The organism is Sedimenticola thiotaurini (genome assembly GCF_001007875.1).
Taxonomy (GTDB): Bacteria; Pseudomonadota; Gammaproteobacteria; order Chromatiales; family Chromatiaceae; genus Sedimenticola; species Sedimenticola thiotaurini.
Genome location: NZ_CP011412.1, coordinates 1,835,797 through 1,859,103, shown reverse-complemented (window position 1 = coordinate 1,859,103; position 23,307 = coordinate 1,835,797). Strand labels below are relative to the sequence as shown.

Below are 23,307 nucleotides of genomic sequence, written 5' to 3'. Positions count from 1 at the left end.
ATCGGGCTCTGTTCTGTATGATCTGCCTCCACCATGTGCAGAATGCAGCCGGCGCACTGAAACGCTGGCGGTCAGGGTAACGGAGACAATCGGTCAGTGGAAAAAGTTAAGCAGCCGTCATGGCTGCTTAACGGTTGCATCTCCCCGGTCTGTCCGGGGGAGATATCAGGCAAATTCAGGCCACTTATCGAAGTGCTGCTTTGCCAGTTTCATTTCACCCTGTTCATCTTTATAAATGTGGATCCAGGCCTGCCAGTTTTCGGTATCAATGTCGGGACAATCCAACCGGTAATGGCTGCAGCGGCTTTCGGTGCGCATCAGGGATGCCTTCAGTTTCATCTCCGCCGTCATGATCATGTTCATGGTTTCATGGGCGAGGCGTAAATGGTGCCGGTCCGATGCCATTAACATGGGGCCATGATGCTCTTTCAGCTCCTCGACATAGGCCAGCGCCGCCTGCATCATGCGCTCTTTCTTGATGTACAGAACAAAGTTGGGAATCATCACGCTCTGTAATATCTGGGTTACCCAGGCCGGACTGTAGCCCGATTGCCGTTTTAGCGGCGCGAGAATCTCCGCTTTGGCCTGCGCCACTCTTTCCCCGGATAGGGAAATCCGGGTTACGCCCTGGCTGGCTTTTGCGGCAGCCTCCCCGGCCAGTGCCCCCTGTATCGCAGAACCCGCCATGGAACTGCCGATCTGGGTATAGATGCCTCCGGACATATGGGATCCAAGCGCATCCCCCGCCGCCCACAGGCCGGGAATGGAGCTCAGTCCGGTCTCGTCAATGGGTACCAGGCCTTCCGACTTATGTATGGCCATGCCGGCTGTTGATCCCCCTACCGACTCCCCCCCCATCCCCGGAGGGCCCTGGTGTTGCGGTTTGCTGAACAGTCCAAGCAGGCCCGGCTTTTCAGCAGGTGGTTGCGGCGGCGGACCAGCCTGCCGGAATGCTTCCGGCACATAGGGGCCCGGGGGCAGGGTTGGGTCGTTCACGTTATCTGTTTTTTCGCCACCCGGTCCCATGCTGACCGGACCACCCTGGACGTAGGCGGTGTAGTTCATATCAACCCCGAGATGGTGATTTATCTGTTCTGTGGTCGTGCTGGGTCGCTCCTCGATCTGGCCATGCCAGTTGTCGTAACAGGAGCCTGAGTTTGTTGCGGAAGCCGGGTGGCCGTCATTCCACTCCTTGCCGGTGATCCGGGCGCCAATGTTGTAGGCCATTATGGTGCCGTCGTGGGTCAGGTCACATAACGGGAAGCCACTCGCCTTGAAGCCACCGGAGCCGGTGCAGAGAATGATCGTTCTGGCGGAAAAGTTGTACAGGGTATTGTGATCCAGGCTGAAGCCTGAAGCGCCCACTACCCGACCCTGATCCTTGTGGAGATGGGTCATCATGATGCGCTCCATGATGGGGATTTTCCGTTCACGCATGGGTTTGGAAAAACTTTCAAAACACAATGGAGAGTCGAAGAAACCCCACTCCCTTAATTCAGCGACCCGGTCCGCTGAATGCTCAAGGAGCTGGCGAGTGAATACGGGATTGTTGGTTCCAATGGCGGACTCGGCAATTTTCGCCATGTATTCGTCCGGGGTCATCCGGGCACGCTTCTTGTCGTAGCTGAAGATACCTTTTCCAAACGGCGTCAGGCCGGAACTTCCCAGCCGGCCTTTTGAAACCATCACTACCTTGGCACCTGCATCGTGGGCCTTGACGGCAGCAAACAGTCCGGCAATACCGCTGCCAATCACCAGTACGTCTGTCTCTATCAACTCATCCCGGAAACTCTTCGCATCAATGGTGGGCTTGTTTCTGGTTGGTGGTTGTTCCATGGGTGGCATGGCAGGCATTTTGGCGGCAAGAGCGGTTGCACCGATGGCAGTGCCGGCGATACCGATAAAGGTTCGCCTTGAGAGTTTGGTTTTATCCGACATGGGATTATCTCCAGGAAACTACTACGGGAATCGATTTCTCCGGCGTAATGCTGATGGCATTCACCGGGCAATAGAGTCGACAGAGGTGACAGATCTGACAATCTTCCGGGTAGGCGATATAGGCGACGTGCTTGTCATGGTCGAACTGTATGACGTCGGTCGGGCAGGTCTTTACACAGGTTTCGCAGCCTATGCAGCCGGCAATTTCACTAATTGGCATTTTATGTTCCTGTTCAGTCCGTGGTTAGAACGACAGTTGTTCATAATGAATATTTGCAGCGGGTATATTCAACAACCTGAGGTTTCTGTTGACGGCTGTAATCATTGCTTCCGGGCCGCAGAGGTAGACACTCCAGGCACCTGGGCTTTGCCCTTGAATCACCTGCTCAATGCAGGTTTTATCGATTACACCCTGATAGATCTCATCCTGATCAGTGGCTGTCGCACAGACCAGTTGCTGCTTGAAATCGGGCATGGTCTTTTCAAGTTCCTTGATCTCTTTCTGCAGCACCATTTGATCCAGGTCGTTGTTACCGTAGATCAGCCGGATTGGCCGGGGATCCCCGTTCTGGGCCAAACTACGCAGCAGGCTCAGCATGGGGCCGATACCTGCTCCGCCGGCGATGAGGAGAGTGGCATCAGACTGGCTCGAGTCCGCCAGACTGATGCTGCCGTAGGGGCCGTCCACATAGACCGGTTGTCCAATCTTAAGTGTGTTCAGCCTGGACGTGTAATCGCCCAGGTTGCGGATAATGAATGAGATCCTGGGCAGGTCAGCCTGACAGGAGGCGATGGAGAACGGATGCTCCCTGACGCCGCCACTTCGCTTGCTGGTGTTCAACCAGACAAACTGGCCGGGCTGAAAGTCAAAGTCGGATGATGCATCTTTCTCGATGGTTACCTGCCAGTCCGTACGACTGACCTGTGATACATCGACCAGCCGGAACGGGTGGGATCTGAGTGTAAAAGGCTTGACGATATAGTTGTACAGAACCATGGAGACGGATAAGTAGCCCAGTGCCCACCAGATCAGATTATAGGTTTCTCCATACTGGCCATGACTTCCCACGGACATGACGTGCAGTGTGGCCAGGATTGCAATGGCCACAAACCCGAGCATGTGGGTAAAGCGCCAGACTTCATAACTCAACTTGAGTTGCTGCCTGAAAATGGCGGCAAGGATCCAGAGTATCAGGCCGACCCAGGCGATGATGCCGGTAAGCATCTGTGGAGCGGTAAGAACCGTTATCAGACTGTGCATGCCGTCCTCGAAGGAGACCATGAACCGGGGTGCCAGGATAAGGATCGGATGCAGCAGTATGGTGATCCCAATCCACTGGCCGATCTTTTTATGGTGGGTGATGTTCCAGTCGATATTGGCGAATAGCGGGATGCGTTTCAGGCGACTTCCCAGTGGGAACTGCAGATAGAACGCCATCATGGCCAGGGTGTTTATGGCGGTCAGCAGACCGGCATAAAGTCCCTTGTCTGCCATATCCAGTGTAAAAGTGAGCAGGTATGGCAGTGGCAGGAGACAGAGGTAGCCCAGCATCAGGCTCCTCCGGCCCGGCCCGGCAGGAAGGAAATAATTTGATTTAGCAGTAACTGTAGCGTGAGTCATCGTAGTGGTGTGACATTTCTTAAGAATCAAAACTGAAGCGGTTAACTGCTGTTGATCAGCGCCGTAGTACTAATGTTGCCGACGCGCTTGCTACGGCCTGACCAGCAGCCCGCTGAGCTGAAGGGTCCAGAGCCGGTGAGCCAACCATTCAGCGATTGACAGAGCACCCGTCGTGACCGGACGGGTACTGTTACAAATTATCGGTCTACCCTCAGCCGGGTTTTGGGGCATTTTCGGGTGAACAGACAAGCCGCTCATCGGGACCGGACTCGCAGGTGCCTCGCAGCGTTTCGCCGTCTCGCCCGGAAAACTGGCAACTCTCTCCGGCATCTGCTGAAGCGCAGGCTTCGATCGCCTCCGGCGGCGGACCCTGGCGGCCGGGACCTGGTGGTCGCTGGGCCATGGCAAAAGATGAAAAAAGCAGACCCAGTGTCGTGGTAATAACCAATAGGTGGTGCATGACTATTCTCCGGTAAACTGATGTGACTGCGGTTGGCAGTCTGCTGATTGCTGAACTCATTGGCTCAACGGTTGTTGGTGCTGTTGAATGGCTCCAACCCAAAGGCGAGATTACCGGGCTAACTGGCAGTGAGTGTGCAAGAACTGAGGAAAGGCCGGTCTGTCCCGGATCGAAGCGCGCCAGGACGGCGTCAGACTGCCGGAAATATCCTCGTTTCCTCCTCAATTCCTCCCTGTTTGATGGCCACTATTTCCGCTGTATTGATGCTAGTCGGCATCTCGTAATCTGAGGAGTAGGGACTATGTGCCATAGAGTTATCCGTCAGTTGTTTGTCATACCAGCTTCTCTGGGAGCCTCCCTCTGTTGGGCGGTGCCGTACGATACGCCGTTACCAGAGTCAGACTATTCCGTGGTACCCAGTGTGCGGGTGGAAGAGGAAGAAAACCGCAACCCCGCACTCCCGGAATCCGGGTTGTCGGTGATTGCCGCTGCCACCAGTACGGCACAGCTGGAACAACTTCGCGATACCGGTAAGCAACAGGCTGCCGAGGCCGCCTACAAGCTGGCGTTGCAGTTTGTGAATAACAATAATAAGGGCACCGCAATCGAGCTGATCCGGGAGGCCGCATTCCTGCAACCGGATAATGCCCGCTACATACATCTGGCATCACGCCTGGCGTTTGAACTGAAGGATTACCCGGCAACCGAGACTTACCTGTTCCGGCTGCTCGCTATCTATCGCTCACAGGCAACGCCGGATGCCCTGAAAGAGATCACACTGTTTGACGAATTGGTGACGCTGTATGTTGCCTGGGGCCAGAAAGATGCGGCCCGTTCCGCATTGATGAAGGGGCTGGTCATCAAGAAAGCGACCTTTGGCGAAGATCATCCATACATTATTGATGACATCTACAGACTGGCGGAGCTGGAACTGAATGCCGGTAATGTGGGTGAGTCAAAACGCCAACTCGAACGAGCCTTCGCGCTGCTGGAAAATTCATCGGCTGCTATTGATGACCGGGATGTGGCTACCGCTTTTCACAATATTGGTGAGCTGTATCGGGTGAGTGGGCAATGGACTGATGCTGAACGTGCTTATCTGAAAGCCCTGACGTTCTGGAACAAGGCGCCAATGATGAACCAACAGGAGATTCAAACAACGGCAAGGCGTTTGGCACAGACCCGGGCGATGCAGTCGGCGTCGGTGACAGACACCCCACTCTCCACCGGGCAGGGGCGCAAAATGTTGACTGTCGAGCCACGGCAGCCGGCGGAACTGCCGGAGAAGATGTAATGATGGAATGGGTCTGTGGGCATTACTGTCCTGATTCAGGATACGAGAGCGACTAACGATAACAGGTGCTATGGGATGAAACAGATTCAGCTTGTGGAACAGCTGGTCGACCGGCTGACAACATTTCACTGGTGCAGTTGTGGTGGTGTGGGGAGCGGCAACCTGCCCCCCGGCCGATGGCATAGCGAGCGATCACCCGGTTCGGTCTCGTTTACCGCGGATAAGTCAGGACGCATCAGGCTCTGCAGTTGCGGTGCGGCCGTGGGGGATAGGCAAACCGGTGAAGTGCGGCGCCCGACTAGCCAGAGTAAAACGGCAAGCTAGTGGAGTTGGGTTTTCGCTCTACCACACGGCTGTTCCATCCCCCCCGGTCGGTTATCCCCTGGCCGGGCAAGGGGCACCTTGTCCGGCAGAGAAACAGCAGCAGCGCCCCACTCAACGGAAAGTGTGCACGTAGTTCAGGCTCCAGTTGATCTGGCTGTGCGCACTGGTCACCGGTACGCCGGGGCCCCCGCCGTTGGGGTTGACCGCGGTCACTTCGGGGGCGTAGGTGAGGGCAAAGCCGATGTTGTCGCTGTCGCTCATCCGGTAGCCGAAGCCTGCCGTGATGTGGTGCTCCACAATGGCAGGAAACAGCGGGTTCAGATAGGTATCCGGTACCGGGTTGGAGGCGTGATTGTAACCGAAGCGCAACGCGAGTCTGTCGTTGTACTGGTATTGCACGCCCAGGGCGATCACGTGCTGATCTTCCCAATATTGGGGCATGGCGACATCCATGGCGCCCAGGGTGGGCTCGATGAAGGTCATCCTGAACGCCTGCATGACTTCAGACCAGTTGATGCGCTTGTAGTCGGCGGCGAACAGCCAGCGATCGTTGGGCTGGTAAGCGATACCAAGACCGTATGTGGCGGGCCACTGAAAGTCCCGCACCTTGATGGTGCCGGTGATGCTACCACCGGTGTCCGTACTCAGGGTGGCTCCGTCGGTCTCCAGGTCAGAGATAGCTGTTTCCGTATGGTAGGTGGCTCCGATGGTCAGGGTATCGGTCATCTTGTAAGTGAAGCCGAGCTTGCCGGCCACCCCATAACCACGCGCCTTGCCGGTGTAGTCGTTGCCATTGGAGAAGTCGAACCGACCCCAGGTTGCACCACCGAATCCGGTCGTGACCGCTGGTGTCCAGCCGGCGTCGTAGCTGCGAATCATCCCGGCCAGGTTGGCACTGGGCACTGCCATCTTCAGGTCCATACCTGCCCAGACGATATCGAAGCTGCCGCCGATATTGAGGCGTTCATTGACATCATAGGCCAGGGGCAGCATGACACGCCCGACCCCCACTTCCGAGCGTACCTCCTGACCAGAGCCGGCCGCCAGAAAGGAGTTGGCGCTGTAATCGGTGCCCATGCCGCCCTGGGCCAGCACGGCTGCGCCATAGGTGAATTTGCCGCCCCGGCGCATATAGGAGATGGAGGGCATATAGTAGGCGGTACCATCCGAATCCGCCTGAGTGCCGGGCATGGATGCACTGACATCGGGTCCCAGCATGCGTACACCCAGACCGAACCGTGCGGTTCCTTCCTGAACCATGGCCAGTGTGGCGGGATTGTTCATCACGGCAGAGTTACCGGTGTCAAAGGCCATGCCGGCTCCCCCCATGGCACTGGACCTGGCTCCGTAACCCTCCAGGTTCATGCCGTTGGTTGCCCAGGTGAGGGAACTGAAGAGGGTTGATAGGACGACAGCCAGCAGTTGCTTCTGATACTTCATAATTATTTTATTCCATTAAGTTTGAATTCGCCCCGACGGTTTAAGACCCGATGCGTTCTCTCTCCGATCGCAGGGAGGCCTGGCAGGCGGCCACTGTAAAAGTGGGTTGATGATTCTCGGGTATCGGTGGCAACGGGGCAATCAAGATGCTTTGCTGACGGATAATGTGACTCTATGATTTATTAGGGAAATTACCCGGGTAAAGCGGGAATCCGGGATGTTTTTGGCAGGTTTAGCGGGGCTGATAAGCGATAGCGTTATCGCTTATAAATAATACGAATCAGCTTTTTGCCCGAATCTGTTCACCTGTGTTGTGGATTTTGACACCGGAATGGCCGTTGATTTGGTAAAGTAGCCGGATCAGTTTGTACCGTTGATACGTCCTGCCGTTGGCTTACCGAAGCGCGGCAATGCCCGGCTCCTGACCCGGTAGCATCCTGGGATGTTCGCGAATTCTGCACAATCGAGTGATCATGAATCAGAATCAGACCCCGCTGTCGGCGGATGAGATGTATATGCGCCACGCCATGACCCTGGCCCGACGGGCGGAGGCGGAAGGGGAGGTGCCGGTGGGAGCGGTGCTGGTCAAGGATGGTGAAGTGGTGGGTGAGGGCTGGAACCGGCCTATCGCCGCCAGCGATCCGACCGCCCATGCAGAGATCATGGCGCTGCGGGATGCCGGGCTGCGGCTGAACAACTACCGGCTGCCCGGTACCACCCTCTACGTCACCCTGGAACCCTGTCCCATGTGTGCCGGGGCCATTGTCCATTCCCGGGTCAGCCGGGTGGTATTCGGTGCGGCGGACCCCAAGGGTGGGGCCGCCGGCAGCGTGTTCCGTCTGCTGCCATCAGACGAAAGGTTCAACCATCATGTGCAGGCCGAAGGTGGGATGCTGGCGGAGGAGTGCGCGGAGATGTTGCGGGCCTTTTTTCGTGCGCGTCGCTGAACACAGCCGGGACGGCAGGCGCGTTACAGGGCGGCCGGCAGGGTCTCGATCACTGCGTGGGTTGTCTTCTTCTTCTGCTTGCGGTTGTGCCACACCAGTAAATCGTAATAACTGCGGATGTTATCCACGTAATGAACCGGCTCCTTGCCGCGGGCATAGCCGTGCTTGACGGTCTTGTAGTACTTCTTCTGGGCCAGTAGCGGCAGATACTGTTTTACATCCGCCCACTTGTCCGGGTCACCACCGCCCCGCTGGGTGAGGATGCGGGCATCTTCCAGGTGACCGAAGCCGACGTTATAACCGGCCAGAGCCATCCAGGTCCGGTCCGGTTCCTGAATCCGCTCCGGGAGTTTTTTCTCTATCCGTCGCAGGTAACGGGCGCCGCCGCTGATACTCTGTGCTGTGTCGGTACGATCCTCCACACCCATCTGCTTGGCGGTGGCATTGGTCAGCATCATGATCCCTTTGACGCCGGTGGGGGAGACCGCTTCGGGATTCCAGTGGGACTCCTGATAGCCGATGGCTGCGAGCAGTTGCCAGTCCATATCGTTCTCTTCCGCAGCCTGTTTGAACAGGGGGATCAGAGGCGGCAGACGCTGTACCATGTGTCGGGCAAAAGTGCGATTGTCCACAAAACCCAGTTTCTCCACATAACCGTAGTAGCGCTCCAGCAGCTGTTCCAGGGAGCCGTCTTCCTTGATTCGTCTGATATAGGCCTTGGCGGCCTTATACAGGCTGTTGTCCTCGGCATGGGGGAAGGCCCAGGCCAGGGGCATCTCGTCGCCCAGCTCGAAGGCGACCCGAAGTTCGGGATGAAAACGTCGGGCCAGGGCCACTTCGTTGGAGTTGGCAATGGTGTAGTCGATTAACCCCTCATAGACCAGGTTGAGCAGTTCCGTGCTTTCAACCCCGCGCTGTGCGGTCCAACTCAGTTCCGGGTACTCGAGCAGCAGCTGTTCCAACTGCTCTTCGTGGCTGCTGCCTGCGACTACCTCCAGCACACCGTCGACCGTATCAGTGATGGCCTTGGGACGCGGATTGCCGCCCTTGTAGACCAGTTGGGCAGTCACCGTCTGGTATTCAGGGGTAAACCGGACAGCCAGTTCCCGGCTGCTGGTGACGGTCAGGCCAGCGGCGGCGAAGTGGGCATCACCCCTCACAATAGCCGGCAGAATCTCATCAAAGCTGTCCAGGATCACATACTTGACCGTGACCCCTAACTCTGCGGCAAATCCCTCCACCAGTTCATACTCCAGACCCTGGATAGTATCCCCTTCCTTAATATAGGTGGTGGGGTTATTGCGGGTGATCACCACAAGCTGTCCCTCCTCCTTGATGCGCTCGATCAGGGGTTTAGGGATGCTGCAACTGGAGAGCAGCAGGCTTGCAAGCAGAATCCAGAGAATACGCATGCTGGACAGGGTACCTTTTTTCGCCTTGGCGAGGTTAACGGCTGAATGAATTCGTGTACAATCGACCGGCTATTTTAGAGTAGGTTCCAGCATAACGCTAAATCGGCTCCCGGGCAGCGTTTGCCATGTGGCCGGTGTGTGGGGATAATAGCCACCCCTCTGCTGCCATTGCCCGGATGGTTCAGTTAAAGTAGCGGGCCTGACTCGGCGGTGCGCAGCACCGTTAAAAAAGCAGCAAAGAATTTGGAGAGGTGCCAGAGTGGCCGCAAAAATCGCCGGGAGCGATTTTAACGCCCGCAGGGCGGCCCGAAGGGCGTAGGGCAGGATGCCCGGAGTCATGGGCTTGACTCGACGGTGCGCAGCACCGTTAAAAAAGCAGCAAAGAATTTGGAGAGGTGCCAGAGTGGCCGAATGGGCTTGACTCGAAATCAAGTGACCCCTTGCGGGGTCCGTGGGTTCGACTCCCACCCTCTCCGCCAAATTAACTACAAAGTCTTTAATCCGCAGCCGGTCAGTGGCTGTTCTCTCACCATATATGGCTCAATTGAGCCTGGCCGTCACTTCCCCTGGCCAGCTTGGTTGATCGTCATACCCAGTCCGCTTACCCAAACCGGACCAGCCCTCTGGCTCCGATGCCCCACTCTCCGATCGGGCAGAAAAAGAGTCGTAGAACCCTATCGATGATATGTCACTCCCCGGCCTGTGGCCTGTCCAAGAGATGAGGGCGATCCAAACAACACTTGATTGACAATTATCAAGAGACTCACGCTTATTGACTGGTGAATAATCAGCTGATCAATATATAATTTGATGCCGACATAAATCAGCGATATCGGATTGTTTCCACCGTCCGGGATTAGGTTGGCGAGTCGCTGTAATCGGTTGGGTTAATAGAGATTACTCCCAAAGTTCACATCTTCTCTCGAATTGGTCTGCCTGCTTCAGGGAAAAAGGCATCGCAGATTCTATGCCGATCGATTGTCGATGAGATTTAATTTGTTTACCGGAATAAAATATGCCCAATTACCGAATCCTGCTTATTGATGATGATGCGCTGTTGGTTCAGTCACTCTCAGGACAACTGGAGCGCGAACGTTATATCGTGGTGACGGAAGCTACCGCTGAAAAGGGGTTGGAACGGGCTAAAAGTGAGTCATTCGATGCCATTTGCCTCGACGTCGGCCTGCCGGATGGCAATGGAATCGATGTCTGTTCTTCCCTGCGGCGAAGTGGCGTGAATACGCCAATTATCATGTTGACGGGTTTCGATTCCGATCAGGATACCATACTGGGTCTCAGCGCCGGGGCGAGCGACTACATCGCTAAACCGTTTCGCTTCAGTGTATTGCTGGCCCGGATACGCGCCCAGGTTCGTCAGCATCACCAGTATGATGATGTAGCCATAAATATGGGGCCCTATACATTTCGCCCGGCTGATAAATACCTGACAGTCGGTGATGGTCGACGAATACGTTTAACCGATAAGGAAGTGGCCATCCTGAAGCATCTTTGTCGCACGGAAGGTGTTGTCAGTCGCGAGGAACTCCTGGATGTTGTTTGGGGGTTCGATGCGGGAATTTCAACGCATACGCTGGAAACCCATATTTATCGCTTGCGGCAGAAAATCGACCCGCTCAAGGATGGTCGCCGGATGCTAATAACGGAACCGGGTGGTTATCGACTGAATGATGGTGAAAACCATATGTCATGTCGGGGTGAATGACCGCCACCCCGGCCTGTGTCGTCAGTTACTTCCGGTTTATTAACCTGTAAACCGTTAACTTGCCGGCTCAGGGAGTGGTGCACTCTATCTGCCAAGCATGCAAGGTCCATTGTCAGCGTTCTCAGGCTGGTCCGTGTAAGCGCTATTCCCAACCCATATTAATACCCTTGCTAAGGCTTGGCCCAGCAGGTCGCATCAACTGCCAACAATAGCTGGTTGGATTTCAAAACGGCGACACGGGCCGATATGAATTGCCGTTCCGGTTTTAACAAGCATTATACGTAAACAGATATCTTCATATCTGATCACTGGTTACACCGCTAACCAGACTAATTCTATGATGTGGCAGGGCCTTAATAGTGCCTTTGGTAGATCAGCTATCCATACGAAAGGATAGGCTTCACTGTAGAAATAGCGGTTTGGAAATGAAGATTTCAGCTATGCCGATATTGCCCGGCTGAAAGTCAGTCAGGGGGCTCTGATACCGAACAGATGGTTTGAACGCTAGTGGTTTCCAGTGGCAAATGCTGGTCATCGATCTAACTAGTGTGTAAGGTTAGCCCTCTTCTGAATTGGCAGTTGTCTTTAATGTGGAAAAGTAGATTAATTATTTTTCCATATTCGAATATTGTAATTAAATTATGCTTCTAACAGAACGTTTGGTTGCAGGTTTTTGTCATATTCTGTAAAGCGTCGATGTACACGATTAATGAGAACTTGGTGTGAGGTATTTTAATGCGGTATCCGTTGCTTAGTATCAGGCATAAGGAGGCGCTTGGTAGTCTTAATCACTATCTGATAGGTATCGCGCTGGTGATAGGTGCGATTGTACTGCGTCTTATAATCACTTCGCACACCTCTGCAAGTGCACCTTTCATCACCTTTTTCCCGGCTACGGCCCTGGCCGCACTCATAGGTGGACTTGGACCGGGGCTTATGGTGGCTGGACTTGGAGGGGTACTCGCTTCAATGTTTTTCTTCCCACACCCTATCAGCGAATTTGTCACTGAGGATTGGGTGCTGCTGGTTTTTTATTTCATTACTGAAATTGTGATCTGCCTGGTTATTGATGCGATGCATTCTGCGAATAACCGATACCTGGTACTGGTAGAGGAGATAGAGTCGAAAACCAAATCACATGACTAGTCAGTAAAAGCTTAATCAGATGTTAATAATCCGCGGGAATCGGTAGGTGTACACTGAATACCGTTCTGCCTGGTTCTGATACGACAATCGAAATTGTACCGCCATGTGCTGAAACCACATCTTTGGCGATTGACAATCCGAGTCCGCTATTTCCTGCTTTTGTCGAAGATATAAAGGGCTTGAATATCTGGGATTTAAGCTTCTCAGGTATCCCCGTTCCGTTGTCTGTAATATCAATTTCCACCCTATCCTGCCGAATGACGGCCGATACGATGATCTTACTGGAATCCGCTTCCAGCGCATTTAGTATCAGATTGCCGATCACACGGCGGAGTTGGGCCTTGTCACCTACCATTACCAATGCCGGTGGAACTTGATTAATGAGCGCTACTTTTCTGCCCGAGTTGCACTCCTTGAACAACTCCTCGATGAAGGTAAACAGGTTGAATTTTTCCAACTCGAGTCGGAGGGGGCCTTCTGTCGCGAAGTTTAAGCTGCTGTGGCACAACTCCACCGCCCGGTCGATCGCGGTTATCAGCCCGGGGAATATCCTTCGAACCTCAGGATCCCGGCTTGTCTCCAGGGTATCTGAGACAACCATAACGGATGAGAGTAAACCCTTTAGATCATGCTGGATTTTTGTTACCGCCATTCCTATAGCGGCTAAACGGGTGCGCAGTACCAGTGTGGCGCGAATATCGTTCTGCATCTGTTGGAAAGCTTCCTCTGCGATACCAATCTCATCAATGCGACCACTAACTAGATTAGTTCTGGAAACATCATTCGGGTCAGCACGAAAGGCAAGGATACCGCTAGTCAGATGTTGAAGTGGTAGCACAACTGAAATCTGGAGAAATCCATAAAAAAAGATCGACATCAGGAGCGCCGTTAGTAGAGCAGTGCCGAGCGCCCGCTTGGTACTATCCATTGCCTGTAAAAACAGCTCGTGGCAACCGATATCAATCTCCACCAGTGCCCTGACTGCACCGGGTGCGTTATCGGTGATATGGATTATCTTCTGGCCGCCACCCATGGTCGCTTTCAACAGGAGTGACAGAGTGGATTGCATGGTGGAATAGCGCAGATCATGGTGATAATCGAAAACCAACGGCATATCGGGGCCGAGCATAAAAGTCTGGTTATCGGCTTTTCGAATGGTGATGCCTAATACGTTGGCCTGTGTTAACAGGCGTTGCTCCAGGTTTCGGTTAACAGATCCTTCTGAAGAAGATTCCGTTGCCAGTGATATCAGGTATGCGGCAGCCACCCGGTTCTTTAACCAATTGTCACTGTAGTGTGCCACCAGGGGGAATGCCATTAGCGAGGTAACCAGTACCGTCACAAGTAATGAATAGACGATGACGCGAGCGGACAAGCTGTTCTGAAGTAGCAGGGAATTATTTTTGGATTCCATCACTATCGGGTCACCCTGTAGTCTTGTAACGGTCTGTAGCAAGCACAGCGGTCTGCCGTGTGCACCATTTCAGTGCGCACTGGGCGGTTGTTTGGTTGATTATCTGGAGATATCTAAAACTTCTGGCTACCCGGAAGGCACTATGGTTCGGTCCGGCTATCGATGTCTGTCTGATTGCCAGTAGCCGGTTATTCTGACTCCGTCTACTACGCCCACAACCGCCACCTATCCCGATGACCGGATAAGTATGCGCAAAAAAAGCTTTGCTGTGCATGAATTCCCTCGTTGTTGGTAGACACGTTGACTATACGGAGTCCCTGCGCTACGTGCAGTAGTAAGCTGACTACTCTGTGATGGAGATCAGTAGTCCAGTTACTCGGGCCATAGGTTGGATTAGATGACGACTGGTAGTAGGGGTTGTCTGGAACCAGATATATTCGGGCCTTTCCAGAACCCCGGCTCGCTGATGCTGGACTATCCAGTCGTTTTAATCACCTGGCCCACCGTTAACCTATCGTCCTAATCGTTGTTCAACTCGTCTCTGAGAGATCGACAACACAGGCACGCCTGTCGTGCAATGCAAACCCGCCTGTTGAGAGGTGGGAATTTCTGTGCTTCGGCTGCATTTCGCATCGGTCCAACCGGCTAACCGGAAGTTAATCGTTGAATGCCTCTCTTGGCAACCTTCAAAAGGGGCTTGTCTCACTGAAGCATGACTGTCGCAAAAATGATCCGGCAATTTAAAACTCTGTCTAAATAACCAGGCCGACGCTCCTCGCCATATCCGGGCGGGGGCATGATAACAGAAAGATTCCTTAGTCCACAGATCATTTGGAATGGAGTTCAGTTTGATTGCTGGAGCATTCTTTGGTCATCGGTAGGTATGGTTTATGAGGATATTCTAATGGTGTCAATTGGCCTGTTATTAGCGCCAATATCTATTCCACATCAGGCCGACCTCCTTTTCTGTAAGCGTGCGTTTCATAAATAATTTTTCCGTTCCTTCATGCCATGTGACACAGAGATGTAATCAGGCCAGCAGTCTTTTTTACTCAGTCTATAAATACCGATCAATTAACTACGAAAATTCACGAGTTCGAGAGCTCACGGTTTTGTGATTGGCCAGCAGATTGAATGGCGCACACACTACGCACGTAATTTCTGAAACGCATCGTGGATAGGTTGTTCGTCAGGTATCGGCCGTTTCGATTGTAGCGTGGAGACATCAGATTCCTTTGCCAATTACCTGTTGAGAGTCGGAGAAGTTTTTAATCATTGGGAACGGGTCCTTTAGCACTGATCAATAAAGCAGGTTCGTTTTAGGCGAGATTGTTATTGGTAATTAGTTTGGCGGTATTCGGGCGGGTGTTAGCACTACTCGTACGGGTAAAAATGTGACATTGGGAGAATTAATAATGAGTAAGTACGGTTCGACACGTCGCGGTTTCTTGAAAACCATGGGGCATGTATCCATAGGCATGCTGGCGAGTGGGTCAGTGGTCATGCGAACTCTCGCACAGACCAAAGATCCGATGATGCAGCATGAGTATTCCGGGTGGGAAAATTATCATCGTGAGCAGTGGTCATGGGATAAGAAAACGCGCGGCACACATCTTCTGAACTGCACCGGTTCCTGCCCGCATTTCGTATACACCAAGAATGGCGTGGTGATGCGGGAAGAGCAGTCGAAAGATATCCCAAAGCTGACCGGTGTTCCTGAATACAACCCCCGTGGTTGCAACAAGGGCGAATGTGCCGTTGATTATCAATACGGTCCGCACCGCATCAAGTATCCACTCATTCGTGTCGGCGAGCGGGGCGAAGGCAAATGGCGTCGCGTCTCCTGGGACGAAGCGCTGGAATATATTGCAAATGGGATCGTTGACACTATTAAAGAAGAAGCGTCTGACTGTATCAGTGTCTTTACTCCGGTACCTGCTGTTGCACCGGTATCATTTGCTGCAGGTCACCGTTTCGCCTCCCTTATTGGTGGCCACACACACACCTTCTTTGATTGGTATGGTGATCATCCGACCGGACAGACCCAGGTGCAGGGGCTCCAGGGTGATACCTGCGAAACAGCGGACTGGTTCAACGGCCGGACCATCCTGATGTGGGGTGCAAACAGCGCCCAGACCCGTATTCCGGATGCGCACTTCCTTCAGGAAGCTGTCCTTAATGGCAGCAAGATGTACGTTATCTCTCCTGACTTCAACGCCACTGCCACCAAGGCGGACGTGTTCGTCGGTATAAAACCGGGCACAGATGCGGCCCTGGCCTTGGGCATGGTCAACGTGATTGTCAATGAGAATCTCCACGATATTCACAACCTTAAGGAGCAGACAGATCTGCCCTTCCTGGTTCGCAAAGATACCAAGATGTACCTGCGGGAATCGGACGTGGTGGAAGGTGGTTCTGATGCGAAATTCTATACCTGGGACACCAAGACCAAAAAGCCGGTGCTGATGAAAGGTAGTTGGGGTGAAGAGCCGGAGAAAAAGGCAAAACTCCAACCAGGCTTCATGGGGCGCAATACCTTTACTTTCCCGGATGGCTATCTTGATCTTGGCGATCTGGATCCCGCCCTGGAAGGCACTTATAAAGTGAAACTGGCTAATGGCGAGACGGTAAAGGTACAGCCGGTATTTGAGGTATATAAACCGAAGCTGAAAGAGTATACCCCTGAAAAGGTTTCAAAGATTACGGGTGTGGCTCCAAGCGTCATTACTCAAATGGCCCGTGATTTTGCCAAGAACAAACCTTCGATGATTATCACCGGTGGTGGCACGAATCACTGGTACTGGAGTGATACAGTACTGCGTACGTTTATATTGCTCTGTGCGGTGACCGGTAACGAAGGCTACAACGGCACCGGTGTCAACCACTATGTGGGACAATGGAAGCCTACGCCACTGTTGGGTGTTGTCAAACTCTCCTTCCCGTACAGTCCGAAAAAACATCGTTTCTGTCAGACCACGCTGTGGACCTATTACCACGGTAATGTCTACGACGCGATGGAGAATGAAGGTATTGATACAGCGAAGTATCTTCGGGAATCCATCGAAAGTGGCCAGATGCCGCTCTATCCACAAAATGGCCGGGATCCAAAAGTGTTCATCTGCTATCGCGGAAACTGGCTGAACAATGCCAAGGGTCTCGACTACGTGCTTCGGAACCTGTGGCCGAAAATGAATCTGACCGTTGACATGAACTTCCGGATGGATTCGACGGCGCTCTATTCAGATGTCGTTCTGCCCAGTGCACATTGGTATGAAAAAACAGATCTGAGTATGACGGAGGAGCACTCCTTTATTCATATGACTGAGCCGGCCATCAAACCGATGTGGGAATCAAAACCTGATTGGGAGATTTTCGCGCTGTTAGCCAAAAAGGTGGGCGAGGTTGCGAAAAAGAAAGGGTTCACACGCTACTTCGACGAAAAGTTCAACATCGCTCGCGATCTTACCAAGCTTTATGATCTGCAAACCGATGAAGGAAAGCTGGAAACAGATGTGCAGGCTTGTCAGTTTATCCTGGACAACGCGCCGCAGACAGCAGGTATCACTCTGGACATGATTCGCAAGGAGGGACCCCAGCGCTTCAAGAGCAACTGGACCTCTCCGATGAAGGAGGGCGTGCCCTACGTACCCCTGCAAAACTTCATCATCAAGAAGAAACCATGGCCGACACTGACCGGGCGGGAACAGTTCTACATCGACCATGCCACGTTCTTCGAGATGGGTGTAGAGCTACCGGTCTACAAGGCACCGGTTGACGCTGACCAATATCCCTTGCGCTTCAACACGCCCCATAGCCGATATGCGATCCACTCCACCTGGAAGGATAACATCCTGCAATTGCGCCTGCAGCGTGGCGGCCCAATGTGCGAAATCTCGCCGGCAGATGCCAAGGCACGTGGTATCCGCGATAACGACTGGGTCGAGGTGTTCAACGATCACGGCAGGGTCATTGTGAGGTGCAAGATCCGTAACGGAGAGCAGACTGGCCGCGTGAGCATGCACCATGAGCCGGAGCTCTACATGGATCTTATTGGAGACGGCAGCTCTCAGAGTCCATTGCCTGTTCGCTTAAACCCGACCGCACTGGTAGGCAACTATGCACACCTCAAGTTCAAACCCAACTACTACGGTCCGGGTGGTGTGCAACGGGATGCCCGAGTCGAAGTGCGTCGCTACACCGGTTCTGTCACCGTCTGATGCCAGTGTAAATATGCAAACCAATACGGTGATCAGCCTCCATGGCTGATCACCTAAGAGGAATAGAAATCATGTCCAACAAGATGTTAGTGAAACCTAATCGTCAGTTGACCTATGTTGTCGACCTGAACAAATGTATCGGATGTCAGACCTGTACTGTCGCCTGTAAAAAACTCTGGACGACCTCGCCAGGTCAGGAGTTCATGTACTGGCGTAATGTGGAAACCACCCCGGGCCTGGGGTATCCGAGGAACTGGGAGAAAAAAGGCGGTGGCTACAAGAATGGCGTGTTGCAGAAAGATGGCCATAAACCCACATTGGACGAGTATGGTGTGCCGTTTGAGTACGACTATGCCGCCCGTCTGTTTGAAGGTAAAAAAGGCAGGGTGAAACCGAGCCCAGAACCCCGCTGGGCGCCGAACTGGGATGAAGAGCAGGGTACGGGAGAGTACCCCAACAATATGTTCCAGTATCTGCCGCGCATGTGTAACCATTGTGAAAATCCGGCATGTCTGGAGTCCTGTCCCAACGATGCAATCTATAAACGGGCGGAAGACGGACTCAATATAGTAAACCTGGATAAATGCAAAGGTCGCCAGGAGTGCATCAAGGCGTGTCCCTACGGCAAGGTTTACTTCAACACTACCGATCAAAAAGCCAATAAGTGTATCGGTTGTTTCCCGCGTATAGAGAAGGGTGTAGCACCCGCATGTGTCGCTCAGTGTGTTGGTCGTGCCATGCACGTCGGGTTTATTGATGACACCGAAAGCTCGGTCTACAAGCTGGCTAAGTTGTGGAAAGTAGCAATGCCCATGCATCCGGAGTTCGGTACCAAGCCCAACGTACTCTATATCCCTCCCTTCGTCGGTCCCTTAAAGGAAGACGAAAACGGCAACATGCTTGCCACACAGAAGATGCCGTTGGAAGTGCTTCAGGGACTGTTTGGTCCGGATGTGGTCGGTGTGCTGGATATCCTGCGGGCTGAGCGCGAAAAGAAGATGGCGGGTCAAGGATCGGCACTCATGGATACCATGATTGGTGAAATGAGCGATTCCATGATGATCTCACCGTTAACCTGAAGGTAGGAGTGGGGTGGGTGCATTTCACCCACCCCATGATTGCCATCCCCATCTATTCGAGAGGACTTAACATGTCTATTGGTATTCATCGATCACTGTTGATAACCAGTACGGTTTTAATTGGCCTGGTGGCTTTCAGCGGCACAGTATCAGCGGCTGGCGCGTCTGCAACCTACGAGGGAAAGGAGGTCTGTATAAAGTGCCATGACCTTCAGGGAGAAACCTTTGAAGAGACGGTTCATGCAAAAGCGTATGAATCACTTAAGCCGAATGTAAAAAGTGAAGCCAAGAAATTGGCCATGCTCGATCCTGCCAAGGATTACACCAAGGACCATAACTGCATTGGTTGCCATACCACCGGATATGGTGAACCTGGCGGATACAGTGAAGATTTACCGGCTGGTCTGAAAAAATCCCTTCAGGGCGTTACCTGTGAATCGTGTCATGGGGCCGGAAGCCAGTTTCGTGAGCTGCATGGCGAAGCGGAAAACACCCTGAGAAGAGAGGGCGAGTATACCGATCGTAGTGTCCTGATAGCTGCCGGCCAGAACTACGACTACGAGGCCAAATGCGCCGCCTGTCACCTGAACTACGAAGGTTCCGGTTTTGCCGCCACTCATCCGCCCTATACACCATTCACTCCGGCGCTGGGGGATAAGTACAAGTTTGATTACCTGGAATCTGTACTGCATGGCGAAAACAGTGACGTTAAGCCGATACATGAACACTTCAAACTGATTGGTGTATTCAACGGCGAAGCACCAGCAATACGCGAAGAGCTCCAGGAAAATGCAATAGATCCTGACAGTTATTAGCCCTAACCCGATATTCAATAGAGTAGGTATTAAGGAGCAAACGTTATGAATGTATCTGTCAGCTCGATAGATGAAGGTCGTGCAAGCATGTATGGATTGATAGCACTGGGGTTGTCTTACCCGGATGCGGAGTTGCATGAATACTGGAACCAAGGTGGATTTGTTCGAGACCTGGGCGCTGCGGTTGATAAAGCGGTACCGGAGTTACTGGAAGAGTTCCAGACAACCATTGCACCGAACCTCTGCATGACTGCCGATTATGAGGAGTTTGAGGCGGCCTATCTGACCGCGTTCGAAACTGACCTGCCAAAGCGCAGCGTATCGCTCTATGAAGGGAGCTATGTGCGGGGTGGCGGTAAGGCTGAGTTGTTGCTGGAACTGAAGGATTTCTACAACAACTTCGGTCTCGAGGTCAGCGAAGAGCTGCATGAGCTGGAGGATCGCATCACAGCGGAACTGGAGTTCATGCAATTTCTGACGTTGAAGCAGTGTCAGATTGGTATCGATAAAACCCCTTATATCCGCGCACAGCGTGATTTTCTCGAGCGTCACCTTGGACCCTGGATGGGCCCACTCCAGGAGGAAGTAAGAAAAAGGAAGATTGAACCGTTCTATATAGCGCTCACTGACCTGATGGCTGGTTACATTGAGATGGAGCTCGCCTATCTCAACGACATCTCTTTGTGTCTGCCGAAACAGCAATCAATTCAGTAAAGGGCTTCTGTCTTCAACCTCCGGGTAGTGGATGTAGAAGGAAACAGTGGATATGAAAATATTAAGCAAGACGAGAAAGCTCGGATGGTTGGGCAGCTTTACCCTAATCGGGGCCATGGTGTTCTTCGTGACCGGTATTATTTTCTGGGGTGGTTTCAACACCGTTATGGAGGCTACCAACTCCCTGGAGTTCTGTATCAGCTGTCATGAGATGGAGGATACCGTCTACAAGGAGTACACCGAAACCGTTCATTACTCAAACAGGAGCGGGGTCAGGGCGATTTGTTCCGACTGTCATGTACCGAAAGACTGGGTACATAAAATAGTTCGCAAAGTACAGGCAAGTGGAGAGATATACCACAAGATTATGGGTACGGTCAGTACACCGGAGAAGTTCGAAGCGAGACGACTCCATTTGGCCAACCGGGTGTGGGCCACCATGAAAGCCACCGACTCCAGAGAGTGTCGAAACTGCCACAGTTGGGAGGCCATGTCTTCCGATGCGCAAAAGTCCACCGCAAAGCGGCGTCACCGCAAGGCTCTGAAAACCGGTGAGACATGTATCGATTGTCACAAGGGTATCGCACACAAGGATATATCCAAATTTTATGATCCGGATGCGGCCCAGGAGTAGTTTGTGAGGCTTCCGAAGGAGAACCGGGGAGCCTGTAGAAAAAGCGGATTAATAACCGTGCTCTTAAGCAATTAACGCTGAGACACAATGAAGCAACTAACCGGAGATGTCATGATGAAAAAGATGTTTACAAAAAGCATTATTGTCGCCTTGCTCGGAATGATCACGGCTGTGCCTGCCGTGCAGGCAGCCGACATGGGTATGAAGCCCATGATGGTGGAGCGTGCAAAAATTTTAAAGGACACAGGTGTGTTTGGCGCATTCAACGCCTACAAGGTAACACAGGAGTGGGCATTGCTGCCTGCCGAAACCCGTATGAACGCCGTTGATGAAGTCACTTCGTTGATAGAGAAGTACAAAGGCAAAGTGCTGGTGGATATGTACCTGACCCGTGGTCTGGAAGCACAGTCGGATTTTCTTATTCGACTGCACGCTTATGACCTGAAAAGCGATCAGGAGTTTATGGTGGAGTTTGCGGCGACCACGCTGGGTCGTTACTCAATGCCGACTGAAACACTGGTGGGTGTTACCAAGGCACTTAACTATATCGACAAAAAGCAGTCACCGTCGCTCAACGCAGGCCTCAAGTCTGCCACCTACAGTGCTGCCCCTCCCCGTTATTTCCTGGTGGTACCTGTAAAGAAAAGCGCAGAGTGGTGGAATATGACCCAGGAGGAGCGGCTGAAAAAGATGGAAGAGCATACCGCTCCAACCCTGGCTTACCTGGTTAACGTTAAACGGAAGCTTTACCACTCTACTGGTATCGACGACACCGATTTCATCACCTATTTTGAAACCGATGATATCGAGGCATTCAATAATCTGATGATTTCACTGGCATCGGTACCCGAGAATCTCTATCAACCCCGCTGGGGCAGCCCGCTGATTCTGGGTACCATCCACACTCCCGAAGAGGTTGTGAAAGCGCTGGCGATGTAACAGTAAACATCACCATGCGTGCAGGCGCTCCACCCATGTACCGGATCCTCCTCATGGGTGGAGCTTTTTAATCAGAAAAACAGAAACGTCGTGTAACCCGCAACCATGGCCATGGCCAACACAATGGCCACGAAGGCCGCCAACAACCTGAGCGTAAACAGAGAGCGCAGCAGGATCAACTCGGTGAGGCTGGCGCCAGCGCTCCCGATAATCAACGCCAGTACTGTTCCAGCACCAACCCCTTTGGCCATCAAAGCGGCGGCCATCGGTATTACCGCTTCTGCACGGATATAGAGGGGAATACCGATAATGGCAGCCACAGGAATGGCCAAGGGATTGTCGGGACCGGCATGTTTTTCCAGCAGGCCGCTGGGCATAAAGCCGTAGATCGCGCTGCCAATGACAATGCCGACAAGCAGATAGGGCAGAACCTGTCTGAAATCTGACCAGGTTTCACGCCATACGCCGGTATAGCGTCCTTTCCCTGTCCCGGGTGCGCTTATTTGGGCCTCGCAACAACCACCCGTCGCCACTGCGGTCGAAGCGCCGCTTACAGAGACCTCTTCCAGGGGGCGGCTGTCACAGCAAACGCTCTCCTGTCTGGCAACAGCGGGCGCGTTGCAGCACCCATTGGCAGGGGGGCCGTATTGGACCTCTTGCGAAGTATTCTCTTGTCGTACATAGCGCTCGAATCCGAGCGTTTGCAATAGTCGGCCGGCACCCAGGGAGACCATGAATGCTGCCAGTACGTAGATACTGGACAGCGTGATTCCGAAAGTGGCGATCAGCAGGGCCACAATGATGGGGTTCAGCAATGGGGACGCGAACAGAAACACCATCATCGGTCCGAATCCCGCCCGAGCCCGAATCAAGCCCTTCAACATGGGGATGGTTGAACAGCTGCAAAAAGGTGTGATTGCACCGAGGCCGGCGGCCAGGAAGTAGCCCCTGCGTCGATGGGCTCCCAGCAGGGTTTCCACCCTGGATGGCGGGATATGACGTTGAACAACGCCCACCAGCAGGCTGATCCCGATAAATAATGCAGACAGTTCGACGGCCAGAAAGGCGAACATGCCGAGTGTATCCTGGAGTTGAGATGCCATCTTAAAGGTTCCTGTATTTCTAGAATAATCGAAATAATACGGAATCCTAAATTGCTGCATCCTGCCTGGTCAACTATAATTCTAAAA

At 53.0% G+C, this 23,307-nt stretch carries 17 protein-coding genes and 1 tRNA gene; 11 read left to right on the top strand and 7 right to left on the bottom strand.

The genetic code is table 11. The features are described from left to right. Positions 1 to 165: 165 nt before the first annotated feature. From AAY24_RS08470 to AAY24_RS08465, 3 genes are read right to left on the bottom strand one after another with little or no spacing between them, the layout of a single operon-like run. Positions 166 to 1,938, bottom strand: coding sequence for an FAD-dependent oxidoreductase (locus AAY24_RS08470; RefSeq protein WP_046859315.1), 1,773 nt, complete (start codon positions 1,936 to 1,938; stop codon positions 166 to 168). Positions 1,939 to 1,942: 4 nt separating this feature from the next. Next, entirely contained in the window at positions 1,943 to 2,158 is a 216-nt protein-coding gene (locus AAY24_RS18890; protein WP_082117085.1) for a 4Fe-4S dicluster domain-containing protein, read from the bottom strand. A 24-nt stretch (positions 2,159 to 2,182) separates the two neighbouring features. After that, positions 2,183 to 3,490: a ferredoxin reductase family protein gene (locus AAY24_RS08465; protein WP_052761144.1), complete on the bottom strand. Its 1,308-nt coding sequence runs from the start codon at positions 3,488 to 3,490 to the stop codon at positions 2,183 to 2,185. An 830-nt stretch (positions 3,491 to 4,320) separates the two neighbouring features. On the opposite strand from AAY24_RS08465, the gene AAY24_RS08460 reads away from it, so the two are divergent. Further along, positions 4,321 to 5,313 carry a tetratricopeptide repeat protein gene (locus AAY24_RS08460; protein ID WP_199930535.1) on the top strand — a complete coding sequence of 331 codons (993 nt, stop codon included), beginning with the start codon at positions 4,321 to 4,323 and terminating at the stop codon, positions 5,311 to 5,313. A gap of 435 nt (positions 5,314 to 5,748) precedes the next feature. On the opposite strand, the gene AAY24_RS08455 is transcribed toward AAY24_RS08460, so the two are convergent. Beyond that, the gene (locus tag AAY24_RS08455) at positions 5,749 to 7,077 is read right to left on the bottom strand and encodes an OmpP1/FadL family transporter (RefSeq protein ID WP_046859313.1); all 1,329 of its coding nucleotides are present in this window, start codon (positions 7,075 to 7,077) and stop codon (positions 5,749 to 5,751) included. Positions 7,078 to 7,550: 473 nt separating this feature from the next. Between AAY24_RS08455 and tadA the strand changes: the two genes are divergently transcribed. Further along, positions 7,551 to 8,024 carry a tRNA adenosine(34) deaminase TadA gene (gene tadA / locus AAY24_RS08450; RefSeq protein WP_046859312.1) on the top strand — a complete coding sequence of 158 codons (474 nt, stop codon included), beginning with the start codon at positions 7,551 to 7,553 and terminating at the stop codon, positions 8,022 to 8,024. Positions 8,025 to 8,047: 23 nt separating this feature from the next. Here tadA and mltF read toward each other — a convergent pair whose 3' ends face one another. Further along, the gene (gene mltF / locus AAY24_RS08445; protein WP_046859311.1) at positions 8,048 to 9,436 is read right to left on the bottom strand and encodes a membrane-bound lytic murein transglycosylase MltF; all 1,389 of its coding nucleotides are present in this window, start codon (positions 9,434 to 9,436) and stop codon (positions 8,048 to 8,050) included. Between the two features lie 389 nt (positions 9,437 to 9,825). On the opposite strand from mltF, the gene AAY24_RS08440 reads away from it, so the two are divergent. From AAY24_RS08440 to AAY24_RS08430, 3 genes are all read left to right on the top strand, one after another. Continuing rightward, positions 9,826 to 9,915, top strand: a tRNA-Ser gene (locus AAY24_RS08440). Between the two features lie 536 nt (positions 9,916 to 10,451). Further along, positions 10,452 to 11,159, top strand: coding sequence for a response regulator transcription factor (locus AAY24_RS08435; RefSeq protein ID WP_046859310.1), 708 nt, complete (start codon positions 10,452 to 10,454; stop codon positions 11,157 to 11,159). Positions 11,160 to 11,894: 735 nt separating this feature from the next. Continuing rightward, entirely contained in the window at positions 11,895 to 12,305 is a 411-nt protein-coding gene (locus AAY24_RS08430) for a DUF4118 domain-containing protein (RefSeq protein WP_046859309.1), read from the top strand. A gap of 22 nt (positions 12,306 to 12,327) precedes the next feature. Here AAY24_RS08430 and AAY24_RS08425 read toward each other — a convergent pair whose 3' ends face one another. Beyond that, the gene (locus AAY24_RS08425; protein WP_046859308.1) at positions 12,328 to 13,719 is read right to left on the bottom strand and encodes a sensor histidine kinase; all 1,392 of its coding nucleotides are present in this window, start codon (positions 13,717 to 13,719) and stop codon (positions 12,328 to 12,330) included. A 1,415-nt stretch (positions 13,720 to 15,134) separates the two neighbouring features. Between AAY24_RS08425 and AAY24_RS08420 the strand changes: the two genes are divergently transcribed. The 6 genes from AAY24_RS08420 to AAY24_RS08395 all read left to right on the top strand — a co-directional run bounded on the left by AAY24_RS08420 (position 15,135) and on the right by AAY24_RS08395 (position 22,117). After that, positions 15,135 to 17,936: a molybdopterin-dependent oxidoreductase gene (locus AAY24_RS08420; RefSeq protein ID WP_052761143.1), complete on the top strand. Its 2,802-nt coding sequence runs from the start codon at positions 15,135 to 15,137 to the stop codon at positions 17,934 to 17,936. A gap of 71 nt (positions 17,937 to 18,007) precedes the next feature. Next, positions 18,008 to 19,015 carry a 4Fe-4S dicluster domain-containing protein gene (locus tag AAY24_RS08415; protein ID WP_046859306.1) on the top strand — a complete coding sequence of 336 codons (1,008 nt, stop codon included), beginning with the start codon at positions 18,008 to 18,010 and terminating at the stop codon, positions 19,013 to 19,015. 71 nt (positions 19,016 to 19,086) lie between these two features. Further along, entirely contained in the window at positions 19,087 to 19,830 is a 744-nt protein-coding gene (locus tag AAY24_RS08410; protein WP_046859305.1) for a cytochrome c family protein, read from the top strand. 45 nt (positions 19,831 to 19,875) lie between these two features. Then, positions 19,876 to 20,544, top strand: coding sequence for a molecular chaperone TorD family protein (locus AAY24_RS08405; RefSeq protein WP_046859304.1), 669 nt, complete (start codon positions 19,876 to 19,878; stop codon positions 20,542 to 20,544). 52 nt (positions 20,545 to 20,596) lie between these two features. Next, positions 20,597 to 21,178 (top strand): NapC/NirT family cytochrome c, encoded by a 582-nt coding sequence (locus AAY24_RS08400; protein ID WP_082117082.1) that lies wholly within the window; start codon positions 20,597 to 20,599, stop codon positions 21,176 to 21,178. A 111-nt stretch (positions 21,179 to 21,289) separates the two neighbouring features. Beyond that, positions 21,290 to 22,117, top strand: a complete 828-nt coding sequence (locus AAY24_RS08395; RefSeq protein WP_046859302.1) for a chlorite dismutase family protein — start codon at positions 21,290 to 21,292, stop codon at positions 22,115 to 22,117. A gap of 71 nt (positions 22,118 to 22,188) precedes the next feature. On the opposite strand, the gene AAY24_RS08390 is transcribed toward AAY24_RS08395, so the two are convergent. Then, positions 22,189 to 23,220, bottom strand: a complete 1,032-nt coding sequence (locus tag AAY24_RS08390; RefSeq protein WP_046859301.1) for a permease — start codon at positions 23,218 to 23,220, stop codon at positions 22,189 to 22,191. Positions 23,221 to 23,307: the final 87 nt, after the last annotated feature.

What these genes read in the sequence shown, in the direction of transcription:
- AAY24_RS08470 (WP_046859315.1), bottom strand. Translation starts at nt 1,938, where the DNA reads ATGTCGGATAAAACCAAACTCTCAAGGCGAACCTTTATCGGTATCGCC.
- AAY24_RS18890 (WP_082117085.1), bottom strand. Translation starts at nt 2,158, where the DNA reads ATGCCAATTAGTGAAATTGCCGGCTGCATAGGCTGCGAAACCTGTGTA.
- AAY24_RS08465 (WP_052761144.1), bottom strand. Translation starts at nt 3,490, where the DNA reads ATGCTGGGCTACCTCTGTCTCCTGCCACTGCCATACCTGCTCACTTTT.
- AAY24_RS08460 (WP_199930535.1), top strand. Translation starts at nt 4,321, where the DNA reads ATGTGCCATAGAGTTATCCGTCAGTTGTTTGTCATACCAGCTTCTCTG.
- AAY24_RS08455 (WP_046859313.1), bottom strand. Translation starts at nt 7,077, where the DNA reads ATGAAGTATCAGAAGCAACTGCTGGCTGTCGTCCTATCAACCCTCTTC.
- tadA (WP_046859312.1), top strand. Translation starts at nt 7,551, where the DNA reads ATGAATCAGAATCAGACCCCGCTGTCGGCGGATGAGATGTATATGCGC.
- mltF (WP_046859311.1), bottom strand. Translation starts at nt 9,436, where the DNA reads ATGCGTATTCTCTGGATTCTGCTTGCAAGCCTGCTGCTCTCCAGTTGC.
- AAY24_RS08435 (WP_046859310.1), top strand. Translation starts at nt 10,452, where the DNA reads ATGCCCAATTACCGAATCCTGCTTATTGATGATGATGCGCTGTTGGTT.
- AAY24_RS08430 (WP_046859309.1), top strand. Translation starts at nt 11,895, where the DNA reads ATGCGGTATCCGTTGCTTAGTATCAGGCATAAGGAGGCGCTTGGTAGT.
- AAY24_RS08425 (WP_046859308.1), bottom strand. Translation starts at nt 13,719, where the DNA reads ATGGAATCCAAAAATAATTCCCTGCTACTTCAGAACAGCTTGTCCGCT.
- AAY24_RS08420 (WP_052761143.1), top strand. Translation starts at nt 15,135, where the DNA reads ATGAGTAAGTACGGTTCGACACGTCGCGGTTTCTTGAAAACCATGGGG.
- AAY24_RS08415 (WP_046859306.1), top strand. Translation starts at nt 18,008, where the DNA reads ATGTCCAACAAGATGTTAGTGAAACCTAATCGTCAGTTGACCTATGTT.
- AAY24_RS08410 (WP_046859305.1), top strand. Translation starts at nt 19,087, where the DNA reads ATGTCTATTGGTATTCATCGATCACTGTTGATAACCAGTACGGTTTTA.
- AAY24_RS08405 (WP_046859304.1), top strand. Translation starts at nt 19,876, where the DNA reads ATGAATGTATCTGTCAGCTCGATAGATGAAGGTCGTGCAAGCATGTAT.
- AAY24_RS08400 (WP_082117082.1), top strand. Translation starts at nt 20,597, where the DNA reads ATGAAAATATTAAGCAAGACGAGAAAGCTCGGATGGTTGGGCAGCTTT.
- AAY24_RS08395 (WP_046859302.1), top strand. Translation starts at nt 21,290, where the DNA reads ATGATGAAAAAGATGTTTACAAAAAGCATTATTGTCGCCTTGCTCGGA.
- AAY24_RS08390 (WP_046859301.1), bottom strand. Translation starts at nt 23,220, where the DNA reads ATGGCATCTCAACTCCAGGATACACTCGGCATGTTCGCCTTTCTGGCC.